The organism is Corynebacterium sp. MSK035 (genome assembly GCF_030232615.1).
Taxonomy (GTDB): Bacteria; Actinomycetota; Actinomycetes; order Mycobacteriales; family Mycobacteriaceae; genus Corynebacterium; species Corynebacterium jeikeium_D.
Window position 1 is genome coordinate 38,478 of record NZ_JASPJP010000005.1, and the last position, 15,513, is coordinate 53,990.

Consider the following 15,513-nt stretch of genomic DNA (forward strand, 5'->3'; position numbering starts at 1 on the left):
ATGTAGGCCTCGCGTTCAAGCGAGGAGTGGCCTGGATATTTCTTTATTAAGACCAGTCCTTAACTTAACGTGCTCGCACTATTTTCTCTATTTCGTGCCTTTCCTCGCGCGGATTCCACACGCAGTGGCCATCGCCTTCCAGTCTGCCGACGATACGGGCAGGTCCCATTTAATGGCCACCGCTAAGTAACGATGCGAGTAGTCACACGCCTTCGCATCCTCGGGAAGCCATTCCGCCGGGCTGGCATCTCCTTTATCCCGGTTGACCGCGCTTCGCGTGGGCACGAGGTTGGTCTCGATATCGTTGGCAAATTGCCGACGCCTCTCGGGATCCCAGGCGTAGGCTCCGAAATCCCACGCCGCTGCCAACGGATAAATGTGGTCGATATCGACCTCATGCGCACCAACCGGGTCACCCGTGTAAGGGTCGGGGATTTCGCGCGGGGAGCCGTCGTCAAGCGAACACGCAGAGCCCCCGAACCACGCCGCCAACACTTTATGGCGTGTATTGCAATCGGCAGAGCCTGCCCAGACGTCGAAGCGCTCGCGTTCGTACCCAGTGACGGTGGGGCGGTCGGCGACGACGCGCACGGTGCGCAGTTGCTTGACGACGGCTTCCGTCTCCGACCCCGCGGGGGAGGAGGTGACGAGAACTCGCGTAAGCGCAAAGGATGAGACAAAGGCGGCAGTCAGGGCGGCGGCCAGGATGGCAAATAAAAAAGGGCGCATACCTAGTTGGGCGCGAAAAATACTTTTTCGGTTCCCTTGTAGGTATGCGCCGGGGCTAGCCTGCGGGGCTAGCGGAGGCCAAGCCTAGATCAAGGCGTTAGACCAGAGCCTGCTTTGCTGCGTGGTCGAACTCTTCCTTGATCTTCTCGTTCGGCTCCTTGGTAAGCAGCGTGACAATAATCATCACGACAGTTGCAGCGGCGAAGCCCGGGACGATCTCGTAGAGAGTGTCGCTGAGCGAGCTCATGCCCCATGCGAAGGAGACAACCGCACCGGTGATCATGCCGGCAGCAGCACCAGGGGTGTTCAGACGCGACCAGTAGAGGGCGGCCAGCAGCACCGGGCCGAATGCTGAGCCGAAGCCAGCCCATGCGAAGCCAACCAGATCCAGAATGGAGCTGTTCGGGTTAGCAGCGATGATTGCGGCGATGATGGCGATCAGCGCAACGGCGACGCGGGAGAGCGTCATGTAGGTCTTCGGACGCAGGGACTTGTTGACCGTTGCCTTAAACAGGTCCTCAATCAGCGCGGAGGAAGATACCAGCAGCTGCGAAGAAATGGTGGACATGATTGCTGCCAGCACTGCAGTCAGAATCAGGCCTGCAATCAGCGGGTGGAACAGGATGCGGGTCATGTCCAGGAAGATGGTTTCGTAGGAAGACGCATCAGTGACCGAAGCATCTGGGTTCGTAGCGAAGAAAACAGTTGCGGTCAGGGCCACGAGGACCGAGCCGAACATGCACAGTGCCTGCCAGCCAACGCCCCAGCGGCGACCCTCAGTTGCGTCCTTTGCACTGCGCAGAGCCATGAAGCGAACGATAATATGCGGCTGGCCAAAGTAGCCCAGACCCCAGCCGAGCAGACCGATAATCGTAATTAGCGGAATACCAGCGAACGGATCGAAGAAGGTCTCAACCGGCTGTCCCTCGCTGCCCGGGTACGGGTTGTTAGCAGCAAAGCTGAAGATGTCCGAGAAGGAGTTGCCGTTGTTAATCAGGTAGATGATGCCGACAGTCGGAACCGTCAGCAGCGCAATGAACATGATGATGCCCTGCACCGCGTCCGTGTAGGAGACAGCAAGGAAGCCGCCGAACAGGGTATATGCGACAGTGATCCCCGCAACCAGCAGCATGCCGACGAGGTAGCTGCCACCGAACGTCGACTCCCAGTAGCGGCCACCTGCGACCATGCCCGAGGAGACGTAGAAGGTGAAGAACAGCAGAATAATCAGGCCTGCGGAAACGCGCAGCACCTTCGACGTATCGTGCAGACGGTTCTCCAGGAACGACGGCACGGTAATCGAGTTACGAGCAATCTTGGTGTAGCTACGCAGGCGCGGTGCGGTGAACTTCCAGTTCAACCATGCGCCTGCGACCAGGCCGATTGCAATCCAGGTCTGATTCAGGCCTGAAAGATAAATCGCGCCGGGCAGACCCATCAGCAGCCAGCCGGACATGTCCGATGCGCCCGCTGACAGTGCTGCGACGAACGGATGCAGACCGCGACCGCCAATCATGTATTCGTCATACTCTGCGGTCTTTTTCCATCCGGTCCAACCGATGTAGACCATCAACAGCAGATAAATGACTAGTGCGATGATGAACCATGTTTGTTGGTCCACAGGGCAACTCCTCATTATTTATTAGGCGTACAGTCGGACTCACGCACTGCCCAGCACGCCGGAAACCGTTTCCTGGCGCATCACTCAATTTCAATTGAGTCCGTCCGCTTGACGACGTTCACAGCGTCGCAGCAACATCGAACCAGAAAGTGGCCGACAGAAACAGCGGAACCTGCGATTCGCAATGAAACACAACTTCAGCTTCCAGGCTGTCTACGTCAGTCAGCGGAGCCTACTGGCACATGCGAACCATGGCAGAACTATTGCACGAGTCACACATTTTTAATTCTTGTAGCTCATACGACGTTTGCATGTGATGCGCTGCATTGCAAGATAAGAAGCGTTGAAAAAGGCTTTAAAAATCGGTTAAGTGCGACAAATTACCTGGGAAAAGGGGTATTTGGGTGGAGGTGAAGTAGTTTTTGCAAGATACATAATTCGAACACGCGTGCTAATTTTGTGGTGTGATGGAAAAGCTGCTCCGGGGTGCGTGGCAGAATCTTCATTGAAGAAATATCTGGTGGCGAAGTCGCCGGGTGATTAGACGGTGATGGCTGAGCAAGCAGTGGGGAGGAAGTAATGGGCCAAGTTGCTAAGTCAGCGGTGCCGTTGCTGCTGCACGCGGTCTGGAAGGATGATTCGGGTCTTCACCTATGGGTGGAGCGGCCAGAGGGGCACCGGATTATTGCGGACGTGGATTTGCTGGAAGTCCCGGCGCATCAGCGTCGGCTTTTTGCAGTCCTGGACCGGGGGAGTCGAGCGCAGCTGACGCTAAAACTGCGCACACCGAAGGGGCGGGCAGTAGAGAAAACGGTACCCACATGGGTGTTCCCGCCATGGGCTGCTGTGACAGCACTGGTGCAATTGCAGGAGGAAGTTTCCTCGGCGGCGATGGCGCCGGATCTTAGGTTCTTTGTAGATGTTGTACAGGGATTGGATGCTTTCGCACGCTCTGGGCGGGCATTGGTGGCGCTGACGTGGGAAGACAATGAGTGGTGGCCGACGTGGCGGATGTCGGAGGGGTTGAGTGAGATTGCCTGGCAGAGTCAGGTCATTTCCCGTACACCACCGGTGTTGATTGATAACGGAGGTGCCACGGTGGCTGAGGATTTCATCAATCGCATGTTTCATTGGGTCACCAACGCGCTCCTGGCCGATTTGGATGAACCGGCAGAACAGCGCCAGAGCTTCGTGCGGTCGTTGTTGCAGTCGGATTCCCTGGGGCGCGCGACACCGGGGGTGGCGCAGTCGCTGGCAAAGTGGAGGCTGTCGGCCGATGGTGAGGATGTTCGCCTCCAGCTAATGGTGCAGGAACCCGTTGGTTTTGAAGGCCAGCTGGAAGACTTGCCGGATGTGGATCTTCCGCAGCTGTTGGAGTTGCGGGATCGAGCGGATGACGAAGGCGGCTCAGTAACTCGCCTCAATCCTCGTTCAGCTGCGGTGGAACATGAGACTCTGTGGCCATTGCGGATGTACTACCGCATCGGTGTCGCAGCTCCGGAGCGCCTGAACCCAGAAATGTGTCGCCGGTCCGTGCTGTCGCTACTTCGCCCGCAGCTATTGGCTGCACAAGAGGCATTCCCGACGCTCAAATATGCGAAAGCAGCGGGCCACCCGGGCTTAGATCTGCTGCTGACCTCAGAGCAGCTGATAGAGCTTATGACTGATGGCATCTCGCAGCTGGCAAAGGTCGATATCGATGTGATGCTGCCGCCGAACTGGAAGTCGGTGGAGACCACCCTGCAGTTGCACACTGAAGTCGTCCAGTTAGATCCGACGGGGCCTGCTGGGCGCCGTTCGGAACCGAAACTCGGATTTGACCAACTGGTTGATTACGAGTGGAAGCTGGCCGTGGGGGATGCCGTACTGACGGAAGCGGAAATGCGTGAGCTCGCTGCATCGAGTACGGGGCTAGTGCATCTGCGCGACCACTGGGTGCACGCGAACCCAGAGGTAGCTAGAGAAGCCCTGAAGTTTTTGGTGGAGCAGACCAAAGCCGGGGAGGAGACCGGTAAGGGGCAAGCCACCCTGAAAGAGCTGGTCTTCGACGGTGGCTTGGAGTCGCAAGCTCCAGCAGCAGTGCCAGTCGCCCCCAGGGATCCCTCTTGGCTCAAGGCGTTGGTGTCGAAGTACTCAGACGGTTCCACGGCCCTCGCAGAGTCGGCCGAGGTACCACCGAGTTTTGTCGGTGAGCTGCGAGAGTATCAACAGCGCGGTGTGGAGTGGCTGGCGGATATGTCCAACCGCGGCTTTGGTGTCATTCTCGCTGACGACATGGGGCTTGGTAAGACTGTGCAAATTCTGGCGCTGTTGGAGTTTGAGCGCTGCCGTCGTCAAGCGGATGCGAAGGATCAAGAGCACAAGGCTTCGCTTCTGGTCGTTCCGACAGGTGTGCTGCGCAATTGGGCAGCAGAAGCGGCAAAGTTCACTCCAGAGCTCAAGGTTGGGCTGCTGCATGGTTCACACCGCCCTCATGGTGAAGAACTACAGGAATTTATCGGGAAACACGATGTTGTTGTGACGACCTATGGTGTTGCTACCCGCGATGTGAACGAACTGTCCCAAGTGCAGTGGGATCATGTGATTGCTGACGAAGCGCAGGCAATTAAGAACCCCAACGCCCAGGTATCCAGAGCGCTGCGGAGCCTGGGCTCGCGACACAACATCGCCATGACTGGTACTCCGGTGGAAAACGACTTGGGCGAGCTGCGCACCATCATGGATTTCTGTAATCCAGGCATGCTGGGGTCGGCGAATGCATTTCGCAACAAGTTTGCGATTCCCATCGAGCGTGATGGGAATGCGGAAATGCTACTGCAATTGCAGTCGATTACAGCACCTTTTATTCTGCGCCGACTCAAGTCGGATCCAGCTATCGCGCCGGACCTGCCCAAGAAGAATGAGCAGGTGGAGATGGTTTCTCTCACGACGGAGCAGGCTTTCTTGTATCAGGAAGCTGTGAAGGACATCGAGGACAAGCTCAAGCGCTCGAAGCGGAATCGCTCTGGCAACTTCGGGCGAAAGAGCATCATCCTCGGCGGCATCATGAAGTTGAAGCAGATTTGCAACCACCCAGCGCACTACCAGCACGACGGCTCAGGGCTGCTTAATCATGGGCAGCATCGCTCGGGCAAGGTTGCACGGCTGGAAGAGCTCGTCGATGAGATTGTCCAAAACGGTGAACGCGCGCTTGTGTTCACGCAGTTCGTGGAGTTCGGCAAGATGCTCGCCCCTCATTTCAGCAAGCGCCTGGGCGTGGACATTCCGTTTATCCAAGGGGCAATGACTCCGGCACAGCGCGAGAAAGTAGTGGCAGAGTTTAATGCCCCGGACGGCCCACCAATCATTTTGCTGTCTACTCTCGCGGCAGGTGTTGGCATCAACCTGGTTGCCGCCAACCACGTCATTCACATTGACAGGTGGTGGAATCCAGCAGTTGAAAACCAGGCCACGGACCGCTCTTACCGCATCGGTCAGCGTAAAGACGTACACGTGCACAAGCTGGTCAGTGTGGGAACGTTGGAAGAGCGTATCGACGAGCTGATTTTCGAGAAGGCAGAATTGGCGGATGCAGTTGTGCGTGCTGGTGAAACCAAGCTGACGGAGATGGACTTTCACCGTTTGCGGTCTCTGTGGCAATTGGACAAGGACAAGATTCAGGCACTGCGTGAATCGATGGACGCAGCGGAGTCAAAGTCCGGTGGGACGGTGACTGATGGGGTGAACCCGGAGGGCACGGCATGGGACTCCACAACCTCGGATGACGATTCGATTCCCAACAATGTGACCCCGTTTAGAGTCCAGAAGAGGTGGTACTGATGGCCGGTGACGGAGACGTGACATGGGGCGACAATGTCATCTTTGCCGAGTTTGGCAAGGGGCCCTCTGGAAAGCGTGGTCGTAAAAGGACTACGGCGCGAAGCGCGCCAGCAACCAGCTCGACGATTGAAAAGCTCCTGGCCACCCAGGACTGGGCTGGTGCATTTACCGGACAGCAGCGACGTGGAACCGCAGCGCGCGTGGCGGTCGAGCCACGTACTACTTTTGCCCGGTGGGTGTGGGAGTTCATCATCCGTGGTGCTGATTCGGGTCGTGTTCACAGAGGTGAGAAGTACAGGTTCGACGGCAATGTGCTGGGGCTTCGAATCGCGGATGGTTACATCATCGGTGAAGTGCAGGGCAGCCAGCCGGAACCATTCTCAGTCTTTATTCGGTTCCCACGGCGGGAGCAGAAACAAACTGACGACGTACTGCGGTGGTTGGTGAACAATCCGTCGGCCTTCACAGAGTTTGAGCACGGCGAGTTGCCGTATGAGCAGATGGAAATGCTGTTGTGCGATGGTGAAGAGCACATTTATAGCGAATGCACCTGCCCGGACCCGGCACCTGTGTGTAAGCACACCGTTGCAGTCGCCGCTCAACTTGTCGCTGATATTGACCGTGATCCGCTGTCGCTAATGCAGCTGCGCGATTATCCGCAGCGCGAATTGCAACGCCGACTTCAGGAACTAACACAGCTGCGAAACCGGACTGCGCCAAAGCGCCTCGGGCTTGGCGGCGCGGTTCGGGAGGATCCCAATAAAATCGCCCAGAAGGCGGATGGCGCTGGTGGAAATGATGGCGGTGACAACGAGCAGAAAAAGGTTGCCGAGCTTTTCGCGGTCGAAGCCGACTACTGGGGCAATGATTTGGAACGAGTCAGTGTTCCTTCGCTCGAGGTTATTGCCCCACTAACAGTTACCGACCGTAGTTTGCTGCATGAAGCATTGCAGCCAACCTGCGTAATTTCGAGAGAGACCATTCGTGCAGTCGCCGATTTGGAAGATTGTTGGCAACATCTGCAGGAATCGCTGAGCCTGGGACAAAAGGAGCGCTAGTCATGAAATTCATTCACACCTCAGATTGGCAACTGGGAATGACTCGGTGGTTCCTAGAGCTCGATGGCGGTGAAGCCCAAGCTAGGTTCCACGAAAGTCGCCTCAACGCCATCGACCGCATCGGTGAGTTGGCGACTAGCGAAGGCGCTGAGTTCATCGTCGTCGCTGGAGACGTGTTCGATTCCAACACATTGCCGGACAAGGTGTTCTTGCGGGCTCTTGAGCGAATAGCCAAGCTACCCGTGCCGGTGTATCTCCTGCCCGGCAACCATGATGCGCTTGATGCTTCTTCCATTTATCGACGTAGTGCTTTCGAATCTTTGGAAGACCGAGGAGTTTACGTAATTCGCGACAGCCAGCCCATTTCCATCCGTGACGGGGTGGAACTCATCGGTGTGCCAGTACGCGGCAAGTATTCGGCAGACGACATCGTGGCGGAAATAGCCACGGAGCTTGAGCCGGCCGATGGAATCCGAGTGATGGTCGCACATGGCCAAGTAGAAGGCTTTGGTGCTGATGCGGGAGCCACCATTGATTTGACCAGCTTGGAACAGGCTATTGACCGTGGGGCGTTGCACTATGTGGCGCTGGGGGATTCCCACTCCACGAGCCAACTTGACCATGCTGGCAGAGTTTATTTCTCCGGCGCACACGAAACCACAGCGTATGACGACAAAGAACGGGATTCCGGCAATGCGCTAGTCGTCGACATCGCAGAGGACGACTCCGAAAAGGGCTCAGTTACCGTAGCCTCCCACCGAGTGGGGCGGTGGGCTTTTCATGCCATCGACATGGATATCACTGGCGCGGAAGACCTCGATGAGTTCTTTGCTGAACTGGACGGTATAGAGACGAAGACAGACACAGCGGTGAAGTATTCATTGCGAGGAACCGTGACACTGTCAGAGTCGACGACCTTTGAAAACCGACTTGAGCAGTACCAACAGCTTTTCGCTGCACTTTATCGCCGGGAAAGTGGCTCCGATTTGACGGTGGTTCCGTCCGAGGGGGATATCTCTAATCTCAATCTCACCGGTTATCCGCTCATAGCTGCAGAAAAACTAACGGTCTTGAGCAAAGGGCGAACCGAGAGCGGCAGCCCCCTATCAGAATCTGAAACCACCGCAGCAGCCGATGCGCTTCGCTTGCTGGCGCGCCTGGCCGGAGAGAAGGAATAAATCATGCGTTTTCACGACATCGAATTACACAATGTACGTGCGATTGATTCACTCTCAATCACAGGGCTCGCCGAGCGTGGCGTGGTAGTGATTTCCGGTGAAAACGAGTCAGGTAAGACGACAATTGCCAAAGCTATTCACGTTGCGCTGACGACAAAATGGAAGTCCAGGTCAAGCGAAGCGCTTAGTCTGAACAGTCACTCCAGCCAGGAAAAGCCGCAGGTTAAGCTCCGGCTGGAGCTTGACGGCTACGAATTTACGCTGGACAAGGTCTTTGGTAGCACCAAGGACACCGGCACAATCGTCACCGTCCACTCTCCGACAGCCGAGGTTCTTAAAGATGACCAGGCGGAAGAGTGGCTGGCCGCCCGAATGCACAATGCGGACACCAAGAACCTGTGGCAGGTTTTCGTTGCTGAACAGGGACAAGCGCAAAAGACACTCTCCTTGGGCGGGTATGCGCAGGTCACAAGCGCACTGCAGTCGGCATCGGGGCAGCGCGCGGAAACCGCAGAAGAGGTAGGTCTGTTTGAAGCCGTTGAAGCTGAATACGGCAACTATTTCCAAAAAAATGGCAAAGAGCGCAAGCAGCTTACCGACGTAGACAAGGAGCTGGCGGAAGCCCAGCGGGTGCGCGACGAAGCGGCGAAAAAGGTCCGGGAATTCGAAGCGCTCAATGAGGAAGCTGCTCGTAATGAAGAAAGCCAACACACGCAGCGGGCATCGTTGCCAGAAGCCAAAAACGAAGTCGAGCATTGGGCGCAGGCGCTCGAAGAACTCGAAAAGTTCAGGGTTGCCGTGTCCCAGGCACAGGAGGTCTCTGCAGCGGCGAAGCAGCAGCTCGACTTAGCTAAACAGGCTCAGCAAGAGCGCGAAACCTTCATTCAGCAGGCACAAGATGCCAGGGATCAGCATTCCGCCACAGAGAAGAAAGTTGCTGAACTTAAGGAAGCGTTCGATAAGGAGGTCGCAGCTTTAAAGAAGGCGCAGGAGGATCGCGATGCAGTTGTGACCGCGTACCGCGAAGCTCGAAAAGCAGAAGAGCTGGCTGCAGCTGAAGTCGCATTGGGGGAGAAGCGCGGCTTGGTTGAAGCCTTGTCGAAGCGAGTGGAGAAGCTCGATGCGCTCCGCGCGCAATTGGCAGAGCAAAAGGAGGTAATTGCTCGGAATTCCGTTACCGAGGAGGTAATGGAAAAACTGTTGACCTGCGAACGCGAAGTTGCAACAGCCACCGCTGTGCTGGAGGCGTCGAGCCCGAGTGTGCAGCTCTCGGCTAGTAGTGCGCAGGAGGTCACAGTCGACGGCGAGAAAGTGGGGCTAGCTCCGGAGGCTGAGACAGTTCAACGTGCGGTTACTAAGCCGTTGGCCATCGAAGTTGGCGACGTCACGGTTGCTATCCAGCCCGGAGACGGCTCAGATTCGCAGCAGCGCAAGCTAGAAAAAGCAGAGATATCGCTCAAGGAACAGCTTGAGGCGGCAGGCGCTGATTCCGTCGCGGAAGCACAAGAGGCACACACACGACGGCGTGAAGCGGAAAAAGCAAGATTCCAGGTGGAGACATCCATAACTGCGGTGTCCGACGGTGTGGAGTATCACCAGCTCACCGCAGAGTTGGACGATGCGAAGGAAGAAGCACGAGTACAGGGCGAGCGGTATCGGGCACTTGCGGGCGAGGATGCGCCGACGGAGATTGACTTGGTAGCGGCGAAGGCGCGGTTGGAAGAAGCTGCAGCGGGGCGTAGGGATGCCGAGTCGAAGCGTGACAATGCCGATATGCGCTTGTCGAAGCTGGAAAAGCGTCCTGCACACGCCAACTATACGAAGGCCAGCAGCGAGCTTGAAGGGGCTCGGTCCGTCCTAAAGGTCCGCGAAGATTCGCTCACGACGGCGCGAGAAAAAGCCTCGGATGCCGAGATTTTTGCTGCGGTGGAAAACCGAGGCAAGGACTATGAGGTGGCAGAAGAGCAGCTGGCTGCGGCTCTGAAAGAGTTGGCGCAGCGGGATGCCGACGACGTGGAAGCATCGCTCGCGGGCGCTAAGCAGCGACGGGATGCAGTTGAGAATCGCCTGGCTGAGCTGGAAAAGCGCCGGCAAGAGATTCGGGTGCACTTGGACTATTTCGACAGCGCGAATGAGAAGCTGGCAGCTGCTGAGGGGGTAGTGGAGCGAACACAGCGAGATCGGGACTCGATGCGTCGCCGTGCAGCCGCCGCCAAGACTCTTATGGAGGTAATGACACAGGCACGTGCGGCATCGCGGAATGCGCTGGCTGACCCCTTGCTCCGCAAGCTCGAAGAGTACGGCGGCGGTGTGTTCGGTGCGGGAACCCAGTTCACGATGAATGAGGACTTGCAGATTGAGTCACGGTCCAATGCTGATGGCAAGTTCGATGTCGATGAACTATCTGGTGGAGCGCAGGAGCAGCTGGACATTCTGCTGCGCTTGGCCGTTGCCGGTGTCCTGGAGGGCGGCCAAGGCGCTCCGGTGATTATTGATGATGCGTTAGGTTATTCAGACGAACACCGTTTGCGGCGGATGAATAATGCTCTTGCCAAAGCGGGGCGCGATATGCAGGTATTAGTCCTGACGTGCGATGAAGCCCGTTTTGATCGCGTGACAGGAGCGGAATTTATGAAAATTCAGGATTTGGTTTCAAGATAGTAGGCTCTGTACATATGCAAGATGTTCCGTGGTTAAGTGATGAAGAGCAGCGGTTATGGCGCTCAATTCTGAACGCTAAACGGGCCGTTGACAGGTCAATTGACCTTCAGCTGCAAGATTCTCTCGATATTTCCACTGCAGATTTTTCGGTTCTGGTTGTTCTCTCCGAGGCTGAAGACAATGTTGTGCGCATGCGCACCCTGTGTGAGTCCCTGGAATGGGACCGCAGCCGAATGTCGCACCAAATTACTCGCATGGAGCGACGTGGACTAGTAACTAAGGAACGCTGCGCCTGCGATAACCGTGGTATCGATGTCACGCTTACTGAACACGGTCGAACCGTGATTGAGAAGGCGGCGCCGAACCATGTGAAGCTTGTACGTCATGTCTTGTTTGACGTGCTCGGTGAAAATATCGACTATCAGGGGATTTCCGCTGTGCTCGATAAGATTGCAGCGACCGCCAATGCTGCGGTCACCGATTCCGTCGACGGAAAAGCAGAGTAGTCAAAAGTTTTTCTGTGAGTGTTTTCTCATTTGTCTCCGCTTCGAGGCTCTCACCATTAGCCTAGAGCAGTATGAACTCATTTGAATGGCTGAGTGATGATGAACAGCTCTTTTGGCAGTCGATGGTAGCTGCTTTTCGCGAGGTAGAGCGCAATATTGAGCGGAGCCTACGCACTCGCACCGGGCTGACGTTCGCTGACTTTACCCTGCTCATCGCTTTGCATGAGGTGGAGGATGGGATTCTGCATGTTGACAAGATTTGTGATCGACTGAAGTGGAACCACCCCCGCGCGCTGCTGCATACCAACAGATTGGAAAAGCGCGGATTTATTCACACCGAAGATCACGGCGAAGACCCGGACTCGGATTATGTCGTCGTCCTAACAGGTGTTGGTCGACACGTGTTTGCCGAAGCGGCGCCGGATTACGTAGACACCGTTCGCGAGGAAGTTATTTCGCCACTTGCGAATGAAGACCGCGAAGTGATGTTGAGGTGCTTCCAGGCGGTTCTCGAAAGGAAATAAGCCTCCTACGCCCTGCTAGTAAAACCACCACTAGCAGGGCGCTTTTTTCTCTCCGTTTCAATCTGTAAGGTAAGGCGTGCCTAATGCAAAGGGATGAGTATTCACTTCTCTTTGTGCGCCCTAAACACCAAAAAAACTACGCAGAGATAAATAAGGCAGAAACAAGAACGCATGAGAGTCAATATTTTCGCCAAGGCTAAAACCGCGCCAAAGACCAAAACTCTGGCCGCAATCGGGTGTGCAGCGCTGAGCTTCGTCGCTACAGCATGCGGTGCGGACGCAGAGTCGAACACGGCTGCCGACAACAAGGGAGAACTCACTGTCACTGATGTCGCAGGTCGCACTGTGACCTTCGACAAGCAGCCAGAACGAGTCGTGCTCGGTGAAGGCCGCGCCATGTTTGTCACCGCGATGCTTGACCAAGAAAACCCGGGTGACCATGTTGTCGCCATGGGCAGCGATCTGCATTCGGGCGCTCCATCGTTTGAAGCCAAGCTTTTCGAGACGAATCCAGAGCTGAAGGATATGCCGACCATCGGCAATATTGCCAAGGGCGATGTCACAGTTGAAAACCTCATCTCCCACGACCCAGACGTGGTCGTCATGACCCTTGACCACAAGAAGGCCGCGGAGGAGTCCGGCTTCCTCACCAAGCTCGATCAGGCAGGTCTGAAGTACGTATTCACCGACTTCCGTCAGAAGCCCCTGGAGAATACCGCCAAGTCCGTCGAGCTCCTCGGCCAGATCGTCGACGAGCAGGACAATGCCAAAAAGTTCACCGACTTCTACACTGAGCGCGTCAACGAGATCACCGAACGTGCCGCCAAGCTCGAAGACAAGCCAAAGACCTTTGTCTGGCGAGCAGCTGGTCTCAAGGATTGCTGCTCGACCGTCAACAAGTCCAACCTCGGTGACCTCGTCACAGCAGCCGGCGGTGAAAACCTCGGAGACAGCCTCATCAATACCGAATCGGGCAGCGTGACCGCAGAGAAAGTCCTGTCCGTCCAGCCGGAAAAGATCATCGCCACCGGCGGCTCCTGGGCGCTCGACCCGCAGAAGCCGGAAGTCCTGCCACACGTTGAGCTCGGTTACACCGCCACTCCAGAGACCGCACAGCGCACTCTGGAAGGCCTGCTGAAGACTCCGGGTTTTGACACCCTGACCGCGCCGAAGAAGGGGGACCTGTACGCCGCCTTCCACCAGTTCTACGACTCGCCGTACAACGTCTTCGCCCTCGAGCAATTCGCCAAGTGGATTCACCCCGAAGAGTTCGCTGACCTCGACCCAGTCGCTGACTTCGCCAAGTTCCACAAGGACTATCTGCCCTTCGAACTCAGCGGCACCTTCTTCACCGCGCTGGAGCCGACCAAGTAACCCATCTTCCACCATCGAAGAAGGAATCCGATGACTTACACCAATCTGCACGCTCCCGCGTCAGGGCTTGACGACGAACCCCGCGAGCCCACCTCCACCAACGACAGTGGCGGTCAAGAGTCGCAGCCCGCCACCGAACAGCACGAGTGTCCGTCGTCAAGCACGACCTACGACTCTGCGCGACAGTACCGACGACGCTCCGCCCGGAAGATTGCCGTTATTGCGGTGCTGGTGGGGCTGGCCGTGTGCGCGTTTGTAGTAGCGACGATCGTGGGGCCGATGTCACTGAGTGTGGGGGATGTCGTCCGGGGCATCGTGAGCCCGAATGATGTTGACGAAACCACTCGTACGGTGCTGTGGAAGCTGCGCCTGCCTGCATCAGTGATGGCAGTGCTGATTGGTGCAGCGCTGTCGCTTGCCGGTGCACAGATGCAGACAATCCTCGACAACCCACTGGCGGAGCCGTTTACCCTCGGTATTTCGGCTGCAGCGGCGTTCGGTGGGGCGGCATCGATTGTGCTGGGCTGGGTGATCATTCCGCATGCGCAGTTCAACCTGGCGGCCGTGGCCTGGGTATCATCCGTCATCGCGGTGGCGATTGTGGCGGCGGCGTCGGTATGGCGCGGCTCGGGTAAGGAATCGATGATTCTGCTGGGTATTGGTCTGGTGTTTCTATTCCAAGCGCTGTTGTCGCTGTTGCAATACCGCGCGACTACCGAGGCGCTCCAGCAGATTGTGTTCTGGACGATGGGCTCGCTCCAGCGCGCGAACTGGGTGGCCAACGGCATTATTGCGGCGGCACTGCTGATCGCCATTCCGTTCACCATTCGCTATGCGTGGGCGCTGACGGTGCTGCGACTTGGCGATGCCCGCGCAAAAGCCGTGGGCATCAATGTGGATAGGCTGCGCATTGCGACGCTGATTGTAGCCTCGCTGCTGGCGGCAACCGCAGTGGCCTTTGCCGGCATCATCGGCTTCATCGGACTGGTCGGTCCACACATTGCGCGCATGCTGGTCGGTGAAGAACAGCGCTTCTTTGCCCCGGCATCGATGGCGGCAGGCGCGGCGCTGCTGGCGGCAGCTCATGCGGTATCCATCACGGTGGTGCCGGGTGTGGCAGTGCCGATTGGCATCATTACCGCAATCGTCGGTGTCCCATTTTTTGTTGGCTTGGTTTTCCTGCGTAAGAGGACGGTGTGGAACTAATGGGCGTATTTCTCGATGTCAACGAAGTAGCTGCAGGCTATGGCAAGCGGAAGGTGCTGCGCGGGGCCTCAGTACGCACGCTGAAGCCCGGTACGGTGACGGGTTTGCTCGGGCCCAACGCTGCGGGCAAATCCACACTGATGACCACTCTGGCGGGGATTCGAAAGCCCATGTCCGGGGAGATTGCACTGACCCGTGACAATGAGCGGGTCATCGGCTCCGAACTGCGCGATGTGGTGGGCTACGTGCCGCAGGATCTGCCGGCTAGCGCCTCGCTGACCGCATTCGAATCGGTACTGGTCTCTGGTCGGCGCGCCGGGCGTCTGCGCGTGCGCGGCTCCGAGATTGAGCACACGGCGGCGGTTCTCCGGAAGGTTGGTATTGAGCACCTTGCCGACCGCTTCGTCGGCGAGCTCTCCGGCGGTCAGCGTCAGCTCGTCGCCGTCGCGCAGATGTTTGTCCGCGATCCCGAGGTCATGCTTCTCGACGAACCCACCTCCGCCCTCGACCTGCGCCACCAGGTGGAACTCCTACAGCTCGTCCGCGCGGAGGTCGCCTCACGGAGCTCCTTGGCGCTCGTCGCAATCCACGATCTCAATCTCGCAGCCCGCTACTGCGATGAGCTTGTCATGCTTCACGACGGCCACGTGGTTGCCCAGGGGAGTCCTGCTGACGTTCTCACACCGGATCTTTTGGCCCGCGTCTATGGAATTCGAGCCCGCGTGCTTAATGATGGAGGCGTGCCTGTGGTGTGTCCTATTGAGGAAGACCAGGTTTCTGAGGCCGCATAGTGCGGATTTGGCTGGGGTGCGGGGCATTTCGCTAATCGCCCCAGCC

Annotated in this window: 11 protein-coding genes; 9 read left to right on the forward strand and 2 right to left on the reverse strand. The window is 57.2% G+C overall.

Features of this window, described 5'->3' with window-relative positions:
- Nucleotides 1-87: 87 nt before the first annotated feature.
- Nucleotides 88-729 (reverse strand): HNH endonuclease family protein, encoded by a 642-nt coding sequence (locus QP978_RS04570; RefSeq protein WP_284856894.1) that lies wholly within the window; start codon nt 727-729, stop codon nt 88-90.
- A gap of 97 nt (nt 730-826) precedes the next feature.
- On the reverse strand, nt 827-2,350 hold the full coding sequence (putP, locus tag QP978_RS04575) for a sodium/proline symporter PutP (protein WP_053093008.1): 1,524 nt from the start codon (nt 2,348-2,350) through the stop codon (nt 827-829).
- A 579-nt stretch (nt 2,351-2,929) separates the two neighbouring features.
- On the opposite strand from putP, the gene QP978_RS04580 reads away from it, so the two are divergent.
- The 9 genes from QP978_RS04580 (at nt 2,930) to QP978_RS04620 (ending at nt 15,467) form a co-directional block, all read left to right on the forward strand.
- On the forward strand, nt 2,930-6,169 hold the full coding sequence (locus tag QP978_RS04580; protein ID WP_284856895.1) for a DEAD/DEAH box helicase: 3,240 nt from the start codon (nt 2,930-2,932) through the stop codon (nt 6,167-6,169).
- The gene (locus QP978_RS04585; protein WP_284856896.1) at nt 6,169-7,227 is read left to right on the forward strand and encodes a hypothetical protein; all 1,059 of its coding nucleotides are present in this window, start codon (nt 6,169-6,171) and stop codon (nt 7,225-7,227) included. The genes QP978_RS04580 and QP978_RS04585 overlap by 1 nt, the downstream gene beginning before the upstream one ends.
- Before the next feature lie 2 nt (nt 7,228-7,229).
- Nucleotides 7,230-8,405 carry a metallophosphoesterase family protein gene (locus QP978_RS04590; RefSeq protein WP_069358834.1) on the forward strand — a complete coding sequence of 392 codons (1,176 nt, stop codon included), beginning with the start codon at nt 7,230-7,232 and terminating at the stop codon, nt 8,403-8,405.
- Between the two features lie 3 nt (nt 8,406-8,408).
- Complete coding sequence (locus QP978_RS04595; protein WP_284856897.1) at nt 8,409-11,066, forward strand: ATP-binding protein; 2,658 nt, start codon at nt 8,409-8,411, stop codon at nt 11,064-11,066.
- Between the two features lie 14 nt (nt 11,067-11,080).
- Nucleotides 11,081-11,572, forward strand: coding sequence for a MarR family winged helix-turn-helix transcriptional regulator (locus QP978_RS04600; RefSeq protein WP_049172025.1), 492 nt, complete (start codon nt 11,081-11,083; stop codon nt 11,570-11,572).
- 71 nt (nt 11,573-11,643) lie between these two features.
- Nucleotides 11,644-12,096: a MarR family winged helix-turn-helix transcriptional regulator gene (locus tag QP978_RS04605; protein ID WP_016422437.1), complete on the forward strand. Its 453-nt coding sequence runs from the start codon at nt 11,644-11,646 to the stop codon at nt 12,094-12,096.
- A 171-nt stretch (nt 12,097-12,267) separates the two neighbouring features.
- Nucleotides 12,268-13,470 carry an ABC transporter substrate-binding protein gene (locus QP978_RS04610; protein WP_049172028.1) on the forward strand — a complete coding sequence of 401 codons (1,203 nt, stop codon included), beginning with the start codon at nt 12,268-12,270 and terminating at the stop codon, nt 13,468-13,470.
- A 30-nt stretch (nt 13,471-13,500) separates the two neighbouring features.
- Nucleotides 13,501-14,676, forward strand: coding sequence for a FecCD family ABC transporter permease (locus QP978_RS04615; RefSeq protein WP_070546782.1), 1,176 nt, complete (start codon nt 13,501-13,503; stop codon nt 14,674-14,676).
- Nucleotides 14,676-15,467 carry an ABC transporter ATP-binding protein gene (locus QP978_RS04620; RefSeq protein WP_284856898.1) on the forward strand — a complete coding sequence of 264 codons (792 nt, stop codon included), beginning with the start codon at nt 14,676-14,678 and terminating at the stop codon, nt 15,465-15,467. The genes QP978_RS04615 and QP978_RS04620 overlap by 1 nt, the downstream gene beginning before the upstream one ends.
- The last annotated feature ends 46 nt before the right edge of the window (nt 15,468-15,513 follow it).